The 14161-nt window shown below is 66.7% G+C and carries 15 protein-coding genes; 10 read left to right on the top strand and 5 right to left on the bottom strand.

Annotated elements, in window-relative coordinates; genetic code table 11:
* Positions 1-97: 97 nt before the first annotated feature.
* Positions 98-838 carry a lysophospholipid acyltransferase family protein gene (locus AAC014_RS02150; RefSeq protein WP_339703646.1) on the bottom strand — a complete coding sequence of 247 codons (741 nt, stop codon included), beginning with the start codon at positions 836-838 and terminating at the stop codon, positions 98-100.
* On the bottom strand, positions 835-2058 hold the full coding sequence (locus AAC014_RS02145) for a cyclopropane-fatty-acyl-phospholipid synthase family protein (protein WP_339703644.1): 1224 nt from the start codon (positions 2056-2058) through the stop codon (positions 835-837). The genes AAC014_RS02150 and AAC014_RS02145 overlap by 4 nt, the downstream gene beginning before the upstream one ends.
* Positions 2059-2151: 93 nt before the next feature.
* Here AAC014_RS02145 and AAC014_RS02140 point away from each other — a divergent pair, with 93 nt between their 5' ends.
* Positions 2152-2661, top strand: a complete 510-nt coding sequence (locus AAC014_RS02140; protein ID WP_121053431.1) for a septal ring lytic transglycosylase RlpA family protein — start codon at positions 2152-2154, stop codon at positions 2659-2661.
* A 3-nt stretch (positions 2662-2664) separates the two neighbouring features.
* Here the strand turns inward: AAC014_RS02140 and rlmN are convergent, their stop codons facing one another.
* Positions 2665-3879 carry a 23S rRNA (adenine(2503)-C(2))-methyltransferase RlmN gene (gene rlmN, locus AAC014_RS02135; RefSeq protein WP_339703641.1) on the bottom strand — a complete coding sequence of 405 codons (1215 nt, stop codon included), beginning with the start codon at positions 3877-3879 and terminating at the stop codon, positions 2665-2667.
* Between the two features lie 33 nt (positions 3880-3912).
* Complete coding sequence (locus AAC014_RS02130) at positions 3913-4563, bottom strand: histidine phosphatase family protein (protein ID WP_339703639.1); 651 nt, start codon at positions 4561-4563, stop codon at positions 3913-3915.
* A 105-nt stretch (positions 4564-4668) separates the two neighbouring features.
* On the opposite strand from AAC014_RS02130, the gene AAC014_RS02125 reads away from it, so the two are divergent.
* The 8 genes from AAC014_RS02125 to AAC014_RS02090 all read left to right on the top strand — a co-directional run bounded on the left by AAC014_RS02125 (position 4669) and on the right by AAC014_RS02090 (position 12287).
* Complete coding sequence (locus tag AAC014_RS02125; protein ID WP_339703637.1) at positions 4669-5373, top strand: CoA transferase subunit A; 705 nt, start codon at positions 4669-4671, stop codon at positions 5371-5373.
* On the top strand, positions 5370-6218 hold the full coding sequence (locus AAC014_RS02120) for an HAD family acid phosphatase (RefSeq protein ID WP_339703635.1): 849 nt from the start codon (positions 5370-5372) through the stop codon (positions 6216-6218). Before AAC014_RS02125 ends, AAC014_RS02120 begins: the two co-directional genes overlap by 4 nt.
* Positions 6218-6859 (top strand): CoA transferase subunit B, encoded by a 642-nt coding sequence (locus tag AAC014_RS02115; RefSeq protein ID WP_339703632.1) that lies wholly within the window; start codon positions 6218-6220, stop codon positions 6857-6859. The genes AAC014_RS02120 and AAC014_RS02115 overlap by 1 nt, the downstream gene beginning before the upstream one ends.
* Before the next feature lie 61 nt (positions 6860-6920).
* A complete protein-coding gene (locus AAC014_RS02110) occupies positions 6921-7931 on the top strand; it encodes an efflux RND transporter periplasmic adaptor subunit (RefSeq protein WP_339703629.1) in 1011 nt (336 codons plus the stop codon).
* A gap of 4 nt (positions 7932-7935) precedes the next feature.
* Entirely contained in the window at positions 7936-9186 is a 1251-nt protein-coding gene (locus AAC014_RS02105; protein WP_339703626.1) for an ABC transporter permease, read from the top strand.
* A complete protein-coding gene (locus AAC014_RS02100) occupies positions 9183-9869 on the top strand; it encodes an ABC transporter ATP-binding protein (RefSeq protein ID WP_339703623.1) in 687 nt (228 codons plus the stop codon). The genes AAC014_RS02105 and AAC014_RS02100 overlap by 4 nt, the downstream gene beginning before the upstream one ends.
* A gap of 101 nt (positions 9870-9970) precedes the next feature.
* The gene (gene dnaN, locus AAC014_RS02095) at positions 9971-11071 is read left to right on the top strand and encodes a DNA polymerase III subunit beta (protein ID WP_339703620.1); all 1101 of its coding nucleotides are present in this window, start codon (positions 9971-9973) and stop codon (positions 11069-11071) included.
* 79 nt (positions 11072-11150) lie between these two features.
* The gene (locus AAC014_RS02090; protein ID WP_339703617.1) at positions 11151-12287 is read left to right on the top strand and encodes an alpha/beta fold hydrolase; all 1137 of its coding nucleotides are present in this window, start codon (positions 11151-11153) and stop codon (positions 12285-12287) included.
* A gap of 3 nt (positions 12288-12290) precedes the next feature.
* On the opposite strand, the gene AAC014_RS02085 is transcribed toward AAC014_RS02090, so the two are convergent.
* Positions 12291-13007 carry a hypothetical protein gene (locus AAC014_RS02085; protein WP_339703614.1) on the bottom strand — a complete coding sequence of 239 codons (717 nt, stop codon included), beginning with the start codon at positions 13005-13007 and terminating at the stop codon, positions 12291-12293.
* A 48-nt stretch (positions 13008-13055) separates the two neighbouring features.
* On the opposite strand from AAC014_RS02085, the gene recF reads away from it, so the two are divergent.
* On the top strand, positions 13056-14156 hold the full coding sequence (gene recF, locus AAC014_RS02080) for a DNA replication/repair protein RecF (RefSeq protein WP_339703611.1): 1101 nt from the start codon (positions 13056-13058) through the stop codon (positions 14154-14156).
* Positions 14157-14161: the final 5 nt, after the last annotated feature.

Raw genomic sequence — 14161 nt, 5'->3', positions numbered from 1 at the left:
AGCATCGCCACAAACGCCATACGTGCGACGTACAGCGTATTCCCTGCAGCCCACATGAATATATTGAAGAAATTTCCGAAAAGGCGGCCGCCCCGTTTCACGGCAGGTAGTGGCGAAGCATTACGTCTCGGCAATGCTCGGCGAGCGCCTTGCGCGTTTCGAAAGCGGAAGGCGCGACCGGCTCGTGGAAATGGAGAACGACACTGGCGCGCTGGCGGGCAAGCGCGAGCGCATTGGGCAGCATGTCCTCGTCACCGATCCACGCGATCGCATCAAGCGCCGCCGGATCGAGCGGCGCGCCGCCGGGTGCGGTGTAGCGGATGGTGACGGGCTGCACGGCAACGGCCGCGTCCGCCGCCGCGAATAGGCTGCTGCGGAACGGCAGCAGCCCGCGCCCGTCGGACGTCGTGCCTTCCGGGAACATCAGCACGCGCCGCCCGGCGATGAGCCGCTGCCGGATCGCCTCCATCTGGCTGCCCGCCTGCGAACGCCGCTCGCGCTCGACGAAGATCGTGCCGGTGCGCCCGGCGAGCGCGCCGATGCCGGGATAGGCCGCGACATCCGCCTTCGCGACGAAATCCGTATCCACCACCGCCCCGACGCTGATGATATCCGCCCAGCTGATGTGGTTGGCGACGAACATCGTGCCCGCCGCACCCGGGGTTCCGAGCACCTGCGGGCGAAGGCCAAAGCCCGCCGCGATCGTGCGGTGGAAGCGGCGTTCGAGCGCCTTTGCGGGAAGGCTCGCGGGCGGCATCAGGAGCCAGGGCGGGACGAGCATGGCAGCACTCGCAAGACCGAGCGCGGCGCGCGAGCGCCCGAAGAAGCGGTGGCTCATATCATCCCGGTGTATCGCGCTTCGGCCTCGGCCATGTAGTCGCGGGTGATCGGCAGCGCATCGCGGCACCGGGTGAGCTGAATCTGGAAGTTGGCATGCCCGTCGTGGCGGAAGGCACCGCGCGCGGCCGCAAGATAGAAGGTCCACATGCGGTAGAAACGCTCATCATAGAGCGCCACGATCTCCGCCTTCGCGGCTGCCGTGCGGCGCAGCCATTCGTCCAGCGTCTTCGCGTAGTGGAGCCGCAGCACTTCGATATCGGTGATCCACAGCATTTCGCGCTCGATGACGGGCACGATTTCCGACAGCGCGGGCGAATAGCCGCCGGGGAAGATGTATTTCGCCGTGAACGCGTCGGTCGCGCCCGGACCGTCCGCCCGTCCGATCGTGTGGAGCAGCGCCACACCGTCCTCGGCAAGCAATTCACGAACGCGGCGGAAGAACGTGCGATAGTTCGGTAGGCCCACGTGTTCGAACATGCCGACGGACACGATCCGATCGAACGGGCCCTCCACATCGCGGTAATCGATCAGTTCGAAACACACGCGGTCTGCTACGCCGGCCTCCTCAGCGCGGCGGCGGGCAACCTTGAGCTGCTCTTCCGACAGCGTGACGCCGAGCACATCCACATCGGCGACCCGGTTCAGATAGAGCGCCATGCCGCCCCAGCCGCAGCCGATGTCGAGCACCTTCTGCCCCGGCTTCAGCGCCAGTTTCGCAGCGATGTGCGCCTTCTTGTCGACCTGTGCCTGTTCGAGCGTCGTGTCGTCCGAGCGGTAGTAGGCGCAGCTGTATTGCCGGTCCGCATCGAGGAAGAGGTCGTAGAGACGGTCCGAAAGGTCGTAGTGGTGCGCGACGTTCCGCTTCGCGGCGCGGCGGTAGTTCAGCTGATAGAGATAGGCGCCGATGCTCTGCGCGCGGCGGGTTTCGCTGCGGATATTATTGTCATCCGACCAGCGCGCGTTCATCGCCACGAGCTCGAGAAGCTCTGAAATGCCGCCTTCGGTAAACTGAAGCCGCCCGTCCATGAAGGCTTCGCCAGCGCCGATCGCCGGGTTCATCGCGATGCGCAGCGGCGTGCGCGCATCCGTGAAATGCAGGGATACCGGCGCCAACGCGGGATGCGGCCTGCCGTAGCGGCGGACACGCCGATCCGAGGTGGTGACTGTGAGCTCGCCGTCGCGAACAAGACGCTTCAGCATACGATCCAGCAGCAGCATGGCGCGACCCTAATCAAGAACTTGGGCCATGCAAATCCCCGTTAACCCTCTCGCCGGAACGCGGGTTTGAAACGCTTCGTCGCAGGCGAGTGGATGCGACGAAGCGAAGTCGTCAGGGACACACTCGTGATTGGGGCCGATCTCATTCAGATTCGCGGACGCTGGATCCGCGCAGCGGCTGCGGCAGCCACGGCGCTTGCGCTGTGCGCCTTTGCCGAAGCTTCGGCGCCCGCCCCGCTCTCCGACGAACTTTCCGCGACCCTTGACGCCGAAGACGCGGTTTTCGCGAGCGAAGCGGAACTGCAGCTGCTCGGCTCCGGCCGCGCCAGCTATTACGCAGACAAGTTCGACGGCCGCCGCACCGCGAGCGGCGAAATCTTCGACCAGGACGCATTGACCGCCGCGCACCGCACCCTGCCGATGGGCAGCCTGGTGAAGGTGACCTGCGAAAAGACCGGCCGCAGCGTGACCGTACGTGTCAACGACCGCGGCCCCTTCACCGGCAGCCGCGTGATCGACGTCTCGAAAGCGGCGGCCCGCGAACTCGGTATGCTGAACGCCGGGCTCACCGACGTGACGCTGGAACTGCTTCCCACCGCCTGACGCTCAGGCCAGCGCGGCCTGCTTTTCCGCTGCGATCCGATCAAGCTCCGCGCGGGACAACTTCTCGCTTTCGCTTTTCAGCTGGCCGCAGGCAGCCATGATGTCGCGCCCGCGCGGCGTGCGAACCGGCGCCGAAATGCCCGCCTTGAAGATGATGTCTGAAAAGCGCGCGATACGATCGTCGTCGCTGCATTCGTAAGCCACGCCCGGCCACGGGTTGAACGGGATGAGGTTCACCTTCGCTGGCAGCTTGTACTTGCGGATGAGGCGCACGAGTTCGTGCGCATCCTCGTCCGAATCGTTCTTGTCCTTCAACATCACGTACTCGAACGTGATGCGACGGGCGTTGTTGGCACCGGGATACGCGGCGCACGCCCTCAAAAGCTCCTCGATGCCGTACTTGCGGTTGATCGGCACGATCTCGTCGCGCACGTCCTTCGTCACGGCATGAAGCGAGACGGCGAGGTTGACACCGATCTCGGCGCCCGCGCGCGCCATCATGGGCACGACGCCGCTTGTCGAAAGCGTGATGCGGCGGCGGCTGAGCGCGAGGCCCGTTTCGTCCATGACGATGCCGAGGCCCTTGGAAACATTATCGAAATTATAAAGAGGCTCGCCCATCCCCATCATCACGATGTTGGAAAGCATCCGCGCTTCGCCGGTCAGATCCTCGCCCGGCTGCGGCCATTCGCCGAGCGCGTCGCGCGCGAGCATCACCTGCCCGACGATCTCGCCGGCCGTGAGATTGCGGACGAGCTTCATCGTGCCGGTGTGGCAGAAACGGCAGTTGAGCGTGCAGCCGACCTGGCTCGACACGCAGAGCGTGCCGCGATCCGCATCCGGGATGAACACCATCTCGTATTCGTTGCCGTCGTCAGTCTTCAGCAGCCATTTGCGCGTGCCGTCGGTCGAGACCTGCTGCAGCGTCACTTCGGGGCGGCCGACGACGAAGCGCTCGGCGAGAAGCGCGCGCGTCTCCTTCGCGATGTCAGTCATGCCCGCAAAATCGGTCAGGCCGCGGTGGTAGATCCAGTGCCACACCTGCTTGGCGCGCAGCTTGGCCTGCTTTTCGGGAACGCCCGCCGCGACCAGCGCCGCTGCCATTTCGGCCTTGTTCAGGCCGACGAGATCGACACGTCCGTCCTCACGCGCAGTGGGTGCGCGCGGCACGGGGACGGGATCGGCCCCGCCGGGAATCGTCATGGCTGCAGTCGGCATGGCGCGCCATGTAAGGCTTTTCGGGCGTTTTGCCTAGAAGCCCTTCGATTTCCCGTCGACGCTGCCGTGACCGACATGGATCGGCTCCTCACGACCGGCTTCGATACGGAACACCGTGCCTTGCGGCGCGTCCTGTGCGAGCGGCACGCAGCCGGGATCGAACGGCGTGCCGCCGACAAGCGCGCCGCGCAGGACGCGGGCGGTGACGCCGTGGCTGATGACGAGCGCGGGGCGTGCAGGGTCAAGGTCCGCGATCCAGCTTGCAAGGCGCCGCGCGATATCGGGATACCATTCGCCGTTCGGCGGCTTCCTGAGGAACACGCGGCGGTCCGGGCAAACGATCGGCCCGGATTCGGCGACGATCTCCTGATAGCTGCGCCCTTCCCAGTCGCCGACGTCGATCTCGAGCAGCCGGTCGTCGGCACGGATATCGAAGAAATCGCGCTCCAGATGCTCGGCGATGATCGCCGCGGTCTGCATCGTGCGGCCCGATCGCGAGGCCCAGAGATCGATATCGGGCTTCGGGCCGAGGATGTCGCGAAGCGCGCGGCCCATGTCCTCCGCCTGCCGGATGCCGTTGCGGGTGAGCGGGGTGTGGCCCATGTGCCCCTGCATCCGGGCGGCGGCGTTGAACACGGTTTCCGCGTGGCGGGCGAGATAGAGCGTGGGTGTCGCGAGGGTCATGGCGCCGCGCTTATGCAAAGATTTTTACAGAAAACCTACTCTTTCCTAAGCGAAGCGCGTGCGCTAGCAGGGCGACATTCTTTGCTGCAGCGCGGGAGATGCCCCTTGGCGAACAAGCTTTACGACGACGCGGTGAGCGCCCTTGATGGCCTGCTTTTCGACGGAATGACGGTGATGTCCGGCGGCTTCGGCCTGTGCGGCATTCCGGAAAACCTGATCGCGGCGCTGCGCGATTCGGGCACGAAGGGCCTCACATTCATCTCCAACAACGCCGGCGTCGACGATTTCGGGCTCGGCCTGCTGCTGAAGACACACCAGGTCGCCAAGATGATCTCCTCCTACGTGGGTGAGAACAAGGAGTTCGAGCGCCAGTATCTTTCGGGCGAGCTTCAGCTCGAATTCAACCCGCAGGGGACGCTTGCCGAGCGCATTCGCGCGGGCGGGGCGGGCATCCCGGGCTTTTACACCAAGACGGGCGTCGGCACGCTCGTTGCGGAGGGCAAGGAGCACAAGGAGTTCGGCGGCGAGACCTATATTCTCGAAACCGGCCTCGTCGCGGACGTTTCCATCGTGAAGGCGTGGAAGGCGGACCCTTACGGCAACCTCGTGTTCCGCAAGACCGCGCGCAACTTCAACCCGATGATGGCGACCGCAGGCAAGGTGACGGTTGCCGAGGTGGAAGAGCTTGTCGGCCCCGGCGAGCTCGACCCCGACCACATCCACACGCCGGGCATTTTCGTGCAGCGGCTGTTCGTCGGCAAGACCTACGAAAAGCGCATCGAACAGCGCACCGTGAGGCAGGCGGCGTGAACCGCCTCGCAGCGGTCTGCCTGATGGCGGCGCTGCATGGCTGCGCGGCAACGGGCGTGCCGCGCACGACGCAGCCGCTCGCGTGGACGCTGGGCTCGGCGGAAGCGAGCGCGATCACAACGCAGACGTACCGCGCGCTGGTGCGCTCGGTGCAGGCGCGGCTGCCGGTCGCGGCGGGTACGCCTTCCGCGATCCTCGGTGTGGACGGAACACCGCTGCCCTGCACGGCGGAAACAGTGCAGCGCCCGGCCGCCGTGTTCGACGTGGACGAAACGCTGATCTGGAATGTCGGCCACGCGTATTATGAAGCGCGCGGCGATGCGCCGTTCGACGAGAAAGCCTGGGGCGCGTGGGAACGCGAAGGCGCCGAAAAGGCCGTGGCGGTCCCCGGCGCGAAGGCCGCGCTTGATGCGCTGCGCGCGATGGGTGTGACGCCGGTGTTCAACACCAACCGCAACGCCGAAAACGCCAAGCATACCGAAGCCGCGCTCACGCACACGGGCCTGGGCCCGGCCGTCCACGGGGAAACGCTGTTCCTGAAGGGCGACGTCGACGGTAAATCCGGCAAGGACGGTCGCCGCGCCGAGATCGCCAAGCGCTTCTGCGTGCTCGCGCTCGCGGGCGATCAGAACGGCGACTTCGCCGACGACATCGACCACGGTCCTGCCGGCAAACGCCCGATGGCGGAGCGGCGCGACATCGCCGCCGCGCGGCATGGCGCGCACTGGGGCGCGGACTGGTTCGTGTTCCCCAATCCCCTTTACGGCGGCTGGAACAACCCGCCGATGAACCGCGACGACGTCGTCGCGCCCGACCAACGCTGGACGTACAAAGGAAACCACTGATGCCCTGGAACCGCGACGGCATGGCGGCGCGCGCCGCGAAGGAACTGAAAGACGGCTTCTACGTGAACCTCGGCATCGGCATGCCCACATTGGTCGCGAACCATGTGGAGCCCGGCATCGACATCACGCTGCAGAGCGAGAACGGAATGCTCGGCATGGGACCGTTCCCGACCGAAGACGAGGTCGACGCCGATCTCATCAACGCGGGCAAGCAGACGATCACCGAGCTGCGCCGCACGAGCTATTTCAGCTCCGCTGACAGCTTCGCGATGATCCGCGGCGGTCACATCGACCTTTCCATCCTCGGCGCGATGGAAGTCGCGGAGAACGGCGATCTCGCCAACTGGATGATCCCCGGCAAGATGGTGAAGGGGATGGGCGGCGCGATGGACCTCGTCGCGGGCGTGAAGCGCATCATCGTGCTCATGGACCACACCAACAAGGCGGGCGAATCGAAGTTCCTGAAGGCGTGCACACTGCCGCTGACCGGCCAGGGCGTCGTTGACGTGGTGATCTCCGACCTCGGCGTGTTCGAACGCCCGGCGAAGGGCCAGCCGTTCCGCCTGATCGAACTGGCGCCCGACGTGACGCTCGAGGAGGTCGCGGCGAAGACCCAGGCGCACTACGAGATCGCGCTGTAAGGCCAGCGGCATTTTGATCCAGGTCGTTGCGAGGCAAGGCCTTTCGGCCTAGCAATCGCACATGCGCGCGCGCTGGATCTTTCTCGGGCTTCTGGTGGCGCTCGTCGTCGTCGCCCTCGCCTATCGCACCCTGCGGCCGACGCCGGTGGAAACCGCCGACGTGACGCGCGGCAAGGCCGTGGAGGTCGTCTACGCGACCGGCTTCGTCGAGGTTGAGGAGCCCGTCGAGGTCGCCGCGCGCGTCACCGCGCCCATCGTCGATATCCGCGTGAAGGAAGGCGACCGGGTGACGCGCGGCACACTGCTCGCGACGCTCGACATCGCCGATCTCAATGCCGAAATCGCCCGGCTCGCCGCGCAGACACGCGGCGCGGAGGCCGAGGCGCGGCGGACGCTCGTGCTCGTCGAACGCGGCTTCGCGTCGAAAGCCGCGCGCGACAATGTCATCGCAGCGCGCGACGCCGCGCGGGCCGCCGAGAGGGCCGCGCGCGACCGGCTGGAGAATTATGCGCTGCGTGCCGGCGTGAACGGCGTCGTTCTGCGCCGCGATGCCGAGCCCGGCGATCTCGCGAGCCCCAGCCGCACGCTCTTCGTGATCGGCGACCCGGCGCGCATCAAGATCACCGCAACCGTCGACGAGCGCGATATTCCGCGCGTCCGCGTTGGCCAGCAGGCGTTGATGTCGAGCGATGCGTATGCGGGGCGCATCTTCCCGGCGCGCGTGCGCGAGATCACGCCGGGCGGCGACCCCGACCAGCGTTCGTTCCGCGTGCGGCTGGAGCCGCTTTCGAACGATCCGCTGCCCGTGGGGATGACGCTGGAGGTCAACATCGTCACCCGCGAGAAGGACGGCGCGCTGCTCGTGCCCGACGGCGCGGTCGAAGACGGCCACGTCTGGCGCGTGGCGGACGGGCGGGCGAAGCGCACGCCGGTGAAAACAGGCATCGTCGGCACCGACCGCACCGAGGTGACGGAGGGCCTCTCGGCCGGAGACACGATTCTCGCGAGCCCGCCGGAAGGCCTTGCGGACGGAACGCGCGTGCGCAGCACCGTGAGCGCAGAGACACGCTGAGCCGGTGTTACGCCGCTTTTCCCTGCTGCTCGGGATCGCGCTCCGCCACATTTCCAAGCGCAAGCGGCAGACGCTGGTCGCCATCGCGGGCGTCGGCATCGGCGTCGGCTTCTTCCTCGCCGTCTCGGCGCTGATGATTGGTAGCCAGAACGACTTCGTGGAAACACTGATCGACTCGGCGCCGCACATCATCATTTCCGATGAGATCCGCAGCCCCACGCCGCAGCCCGCCGTGCGCGCCTTCCCGGATGCCGCGGTCGAGGTGCGCCACTACAAGACGCGCAACGAAGTGCGCGGCATCAAGGACTGGCAGGGCCTGATGCGCATGATCGGCGCACGCTCCGACGCCGTGGCGTCACCCTCGCTTTCGGGCGCGGTTACCCTGCGCGTCGGCGGCCGCGAGGAAGCGCTTGCCATCGTCGGCGTCGAGCCGGGCATCGAGGCGCAGGTCTCGGACGTCGAGCAGTATCTGAAGGAAGGCCGCCTCCGGAACCTCGAAACCACGCTGGGCGGCGTCATCATCGGCGAGGAGATGGCGAGCCGCCTCGGGGTGCGCATGGGGGACATCATGGCCGCGACCTCGGCGCGCGGGGTGACGCGGACGCTGAAGATCGTCGGCCTGTTCGAGCGCGGGCGCGGCCAGTTCGGCGGTTCATCCGGCTATGTGCTGCTACGCGAGGCGCAGTCGCTGACGAGCCAGCCGTTCGTCATCAACCGCATCGGCATCAGGCTCGACGACCCCTACGCGGCCGAGGACATCGCGAAGCGGCTGGAGGCGCGCTACGGCTACAAGGCGGAAAGCTGGCAGGAGCGTTCGGCCGATTTCCTCAGCCTCCTCGTGACGCGCAACGTCATCATGTACACGGTGATTTCCGCGATCCTGCTCGTCGCCTCGTTCGGCATCTACACCGTCGTCTCGACGAGCGTCGCCGACAAGCGCCGCGACATCGCGATCATGCGCTCGATGGGCTTTTCCTCGGGCGATCTGCAGGCCGTGTTCGTGATGGAGGGCTTCACGCTCGCGTGCGTCGGCGTGCTTGCAGGCTGGGCCCTCGGCTTCGCGCTGATGCAGATCCTCGGCAGCGTCGAGTTCAACATCCAGGGCGCGACCGAAACAATGCCGCTCGACCGCTCGTTCTTCCAGTACGCGATTTCGGCCGGCGCCAGCCTGTTTTCCGCGATCATCGCGGCGTGGCTGCCCGCGCGGAAGGCCGCGCAGGTCGATCCGGTCGACATCCTGCGGGGTGCGGTATGACGGTCGCGCCGCTGATCCGCGCCGATGGGCTGACGCGCGTGCTCGCGGTCGAGCCGCCGGTCACGCTGATCCGGGACGTGTCGTTTGAGATCAAACGCGGCGAGTTCGTCGCGGTGATCGGGCCTTCGGGGTGCGGCAAGTCCTCGCTGCTCTACCTGCTCGGCCTGCTCGACCGGCCCACCGAAGGCCGACTGTTCCTCGACGGGGAGGACACAACCGATACCGACGGCAACGAACGCGCGAACCTGCGCCTCGCGCGCTTCGGCTTCGTGTTCCAGTTCCACTTCCTGCTGCCCGAGTTCACCGCGCTTGAAAACGTCACGCTGCCGATGCGACGGCTGGGGCACATCAGCGACCGTGCGGCCGCCGTGCGCGGGCGCGAACTGCTCGGCGCGATGGGGCTTGACGGGCAGGAGCACAAAACCCCCGACAAGATGTCCGGCGGCCAGCGCCAACGCGTCGCCATCGCCCGCGCGCTTGCAAACGACCCGGCGCTCATCCTCGGCGACGAGCCCACCGGCAACCTCGACAGCGTCAATTCGGCGCGCGTGATCGAGATCTTCCACGACCTCGTCGCGAAGGAAGGCCGCACCATCGTCTGCGTGACGCACGACCCCGACGTTGCCGCGTCGGCACACCGGCGCATCCACATGCTCGACGGGCGCGTGGAACGCATCGATTGAAGGCGCGGAAGGGCTTGCATTGGAGGCCGGATTCACCCTACCGAAGGCTGGCGCAGGCGCTATAGTCTCGCGCTCACAATCGGGGGTTTGAAGGGAAACGCATGAAGGCGACGGTCGAGCGGGCGACGCTGCTCAAATGCCTTGGTCACGTCCAGTCGGTGGTGGAGCGTCGCAACACGATCCCGATCCTGTCGAACGTCCTCATCGAGGTCGAGAACGGCGGCCTCAAGCTGATGGCGACCGACCTTGATCTGCAGGTGGTCGATTCGATCGCCGCGCAGGTGGAAACATCGGGCGCGACGACGGTTTCGGCGCACACGCTGTTCGACATCGTGCGCAAGCTGCCCGAAGGTAGCCAGGTCGAGCTCGCGGTTTCGGGCGACAAGATGTCGATCGCGGCGGGCCGCGCGCGCTTCAACCTCGCGACGCTGCCGCGCGACGACTTCCCGATGATCGCCGAAAGCGACCTGCCGACGAAGTTCCAGCTTCCGGCCGAGACGCTGAAGCAGATCATAGACAAGACGCGCTTCGCCATCTCCACCGAAGAGACGCGCTATTACCTGAACGGCATCTTCATGCACGTCGTCGACGGCAAGCTGCTCGCGGTCGCGACCGACGGCCACCGCCTGGCGCGCGTCGCGCTCGATGCGCCGGCGGGCTCTGACGGGATGCCCGACATCATCGTGCCCCGGAAGTGCGTCGCAGAAGTGCGCAAGCTTCTCGACGAGGTGACGGGCGAGATCGAAGTTTCGCTCTCCTCCACCAAGATCCGCTTCCGCGCGGGCACTGCCGTGCTCACCTCGAAGCTGATCGACGGCACCTTCCCCGATTATTCGCGGGTGATCCCCACGAAGAACGACCGGCTGCTGAAGGTGGACACGAAGGCGCTCGCCGAGGGTGTGGACCGCGTGGCTGCGATTGCCACCGAGAAGACGCGCGCGGTGAAGATGAGCATCGACCGCGACCGCATCGTGCTGTCGGTGACGAGCCCGGAAACCGGCACCGCCGCCGAGGAAGTGCCGGCCGATTATGCGTCCGAGAGCCTCGATGTGGGCTTCAATGCGCGCTATCTGCTGGATATCCTCAGCGAGATCGAAACCGACGAGATCGAGATCCACCTCGCCGACGCGGCCGCGCCGACGCTGATCCGCGAAGGTCAGTCCTCGCCCGCGCTCTACGTGCTGATGCCGATGCGCGTCTGACGCGCAAATGCCATCCCCGCCGGACGTGACCGTAGCCCCGCAAACTTCCGTCTCGCGGAAGCGGAAAGTGCTGCGGTTTGTGCTGCGTTACATTGTCTTGCTGCCCGTGCTGCTTCTTGCAGTCGCTGTCGGCGCGGTGCTCGGCGTACGGGCGTTCCTGCAAAGCGCCAATTCTGCCGACGCCCGTATTGTTTCGCCCCGCGGTATCGACGAGGCGGGGTACGTGCAGCTGGGCGGCGCGCGCCAGTGGGTGACGATCCGCGGACAGGATCGCCGGCAGCCGATCCTCGTCTATCTTCACGGCGGCCCGGGCGGAACGACAAGTGATCTTGCCTATAGCTTCCAGCGGCCGTGGGAGGATTATTTCACCGTCGTGCAGTGGGACCAAAGGGGCTTTGGTCGATCTGCCATCGATGGCGAGGCTCTGCGCGGCACCATAACCAAGACCCAACTCGTCGACGACGCCATCGCGCTTATCGAGCATCTGCGCCGACGCACCGGCCAGCAGAAGGTGATCCTTCTTGGCCATAGCTGGGGCACGGTGCTGGGCGCCGAGGTCGCAAAACGCCGGCCCGATCTGCTCTACGCGTATGTCGGCTTCGGGCAGCTGACCGGCTGGAAACGCAATATGGAGGAAACGCGGGCGGCGCTTGCCGAGATCGGCCGCACCACGGGCAATGCAGCGCTTGTAAAAGCCATGGTCGATGCGGGTCCGGCGCCAGACGCCCATGACACCGAAGCCTTTTCGGCGTGGGTTGCGAAGATACAGGGGCATCTCTCCGCCGCACGCGGGTCCTGGTACAACAGCGCCGGGCCGGAAGACATCGCCAGCCGGATGCTCACGACGGCGTTTGCTTCGCCCACGCTGTCGCTCCGCGGCATGTGGCGCATGTTGAACACCGACGCGGAACTTGCCCTCGATCCGCTGATGGCCTCTGTGGCGGACTGGGATTTCCGCGAGGCGCTGGGCCGCGATTTCGATGTGCCGATGATTTTCGTCTCCGGCCGTCACGACCTGCAGACACCCGCGGCCGCAGCGGCCCGGCTCGCCGCGGAGCTTTGTTCGCCGCAGACGCGCATAATGTTCATCGAGAATTCCGCGCACTTTATGGTGACGGAACAGCCAGGGCGCGTGCTCGGCGCGCTGCTGGAGGTGCGTCCGCTCGCGGCAAAGGGAGCGGTGACCGCGATACCGGCCTGCAAAGCCCGCGGCTGACCTCTATTTCGCGGGTGCGCTCGCCTTCACGTCCTTCAGAAGATCGGCACGGCTCATCGGCTCCGCCGGAAGCCGGAAACGCGCAGGGTCGATCGCCCCGTCCTTCACGCTCGCAAGCTCGAACCGCGTGCCGGCCTTCAGCGGCGTGCCGAGCGTGAAGGCCTGACGCATGTCACCGATCATGCTCGCGGCGACTTCGCCGATCATCGGTGCAGCCATCACCATTGTCGCTTCCATGAACTGCAGCATCGCCTTGCCCGCAGGCGCGAGTGCCGGATCGCGCGTCGCCACCCATTCGATGGCGGTGTCCGGATTCATCTTGTCGATGCCCTTGATGCGATAGGCATCGCCCGTGAAGCCCGCGACGGTCGTCGTGCCCGCCGCCTCGATAACGAGCGGCTGCGCGGGCTTCGGATCGGCCTTCGCCGCGGCATCGAAGAGCGCGCCGAACATCGGCCCGATAACCTCCCCAAACACGGCGGCGACATCGGTAAGCCGCGTGACGCGAGGCTTTTCCTGCGCCGTATCAATCAGGAAAAGCTCGCCATCCTGAACCAGCCCGGTCTGCCCCGGCACCGGCCCGGTGATATGCACGATGCCGCTATCGGCAATCTCCAATGTCAGATTTTTCCCATCCTGCCCCTTGTAGACGACCGTCTGGTCGGCAAGCGCGGTGGACGAAAACAACATGGTGACGGCAAACACAGCGGCACGGATCATGGACGTCTCCCTTTCGCCCAAGACTAGCACGCGATAGACGGGGCCGCCATGCCGACACAGCCCCGCACCATAGACCGGCTGCGCCTGACGGATTTCCGCAGCTATGCGCTCGCGGACATCACCGCCGGGCCAGGCGCGGTCGTGCTGACCGGCGACAATGGGGCGGGGAAAACCAATCTTCTCGAAGCCATCTCGCTGCTCGCACCCGGGCGCGGCCTCCGGCGCGCGGGGCTTCCTGAAATGGCGCGCATCGGCGGCAGCGGCGGCTTCGCCGTCTCCGCGACGCTCGGCTGCGGCGCCGAGGCGCCCGTCGAGATCGGCACGGGCACGCAGGCCGAGACGCCGGGGCGGCGGCTGGTGCGCGTGAACGGCGCGGGCGCGGCGGCGAACGCGCTGTCCGAATGGCTTTCCGTGCTGTGGCTGACCCCGGCGATGGACCGGCTGTTCCTGGAAAGCGCGGGCGGGCGGCGGCGTTTCCTCGACCGGTTGACGCTGGCGCTGGTGCCGCAGCACGCCGGGCACACGCAGCGCTACGATGCCGCCATGCAATCGCGCAACAAGCTGCTCGGCGGCGAGCGCGCGCCCGATACGGACTGGCTGGCCTCACTCGAAAAGCAGATGGCCGAGCATGGGGCCGCCGTGGATGCCGCGCGGCGCATGGCGATCGATGCGCTCGGCGAGGAAATCGCGGCATCGGATACGGGGCCGTTTCCCAAGGGCGCATTGCTGCTGGAAGGCGAGGCGTGGCAGGCCGGGGCGCTGGCGGAAGCGCTCGCGGCCTCGCGCCGCGCCGACACGGCGGCGGGACGCACCACCGTGGGGCCGCACCGCAGCGACCTTGCCGTCACGCACCTCGCCAAGGATCAGCCCGCCGCGCGCGCCTCCACGGGCGAGCAGAAGGCGCTTCTCCTGGGCCTCGTCCTCGCCCACGCCCGCGTCGTCGCCGCGCGCACCGGGCGGCGCCCCGTGCTGCTGCTCGACGAGGTCGCCGCGCACCTCGATGAAACGCGGCGCGCGGCGCTTTTCGCGATGCTGGAGGCGGACGCGATGCAGGTGTGGATGACGGGCACGGACGTGTCACTTTTCCGTGCAATCGGCGCCGACGCTATCTATATAGACGTGTCAAACGGTCGCCTGAGCAGACTTTAAGGAAA

The organism is uncultured Sphingosinicella sp., from assembly GCF_963974575.1.
Taxonomy (GTDB): domain Bacteria; phylum Pseudomonadota; class Alphaproteobacteria; order Sphingomonadales; family Sphingomonadaceae; genus Sphingosinicella.
Note: the sequence above shows the minus strand (reverse complement) of the source record. Positions and strands in the feature narration are given on the sequence as shown.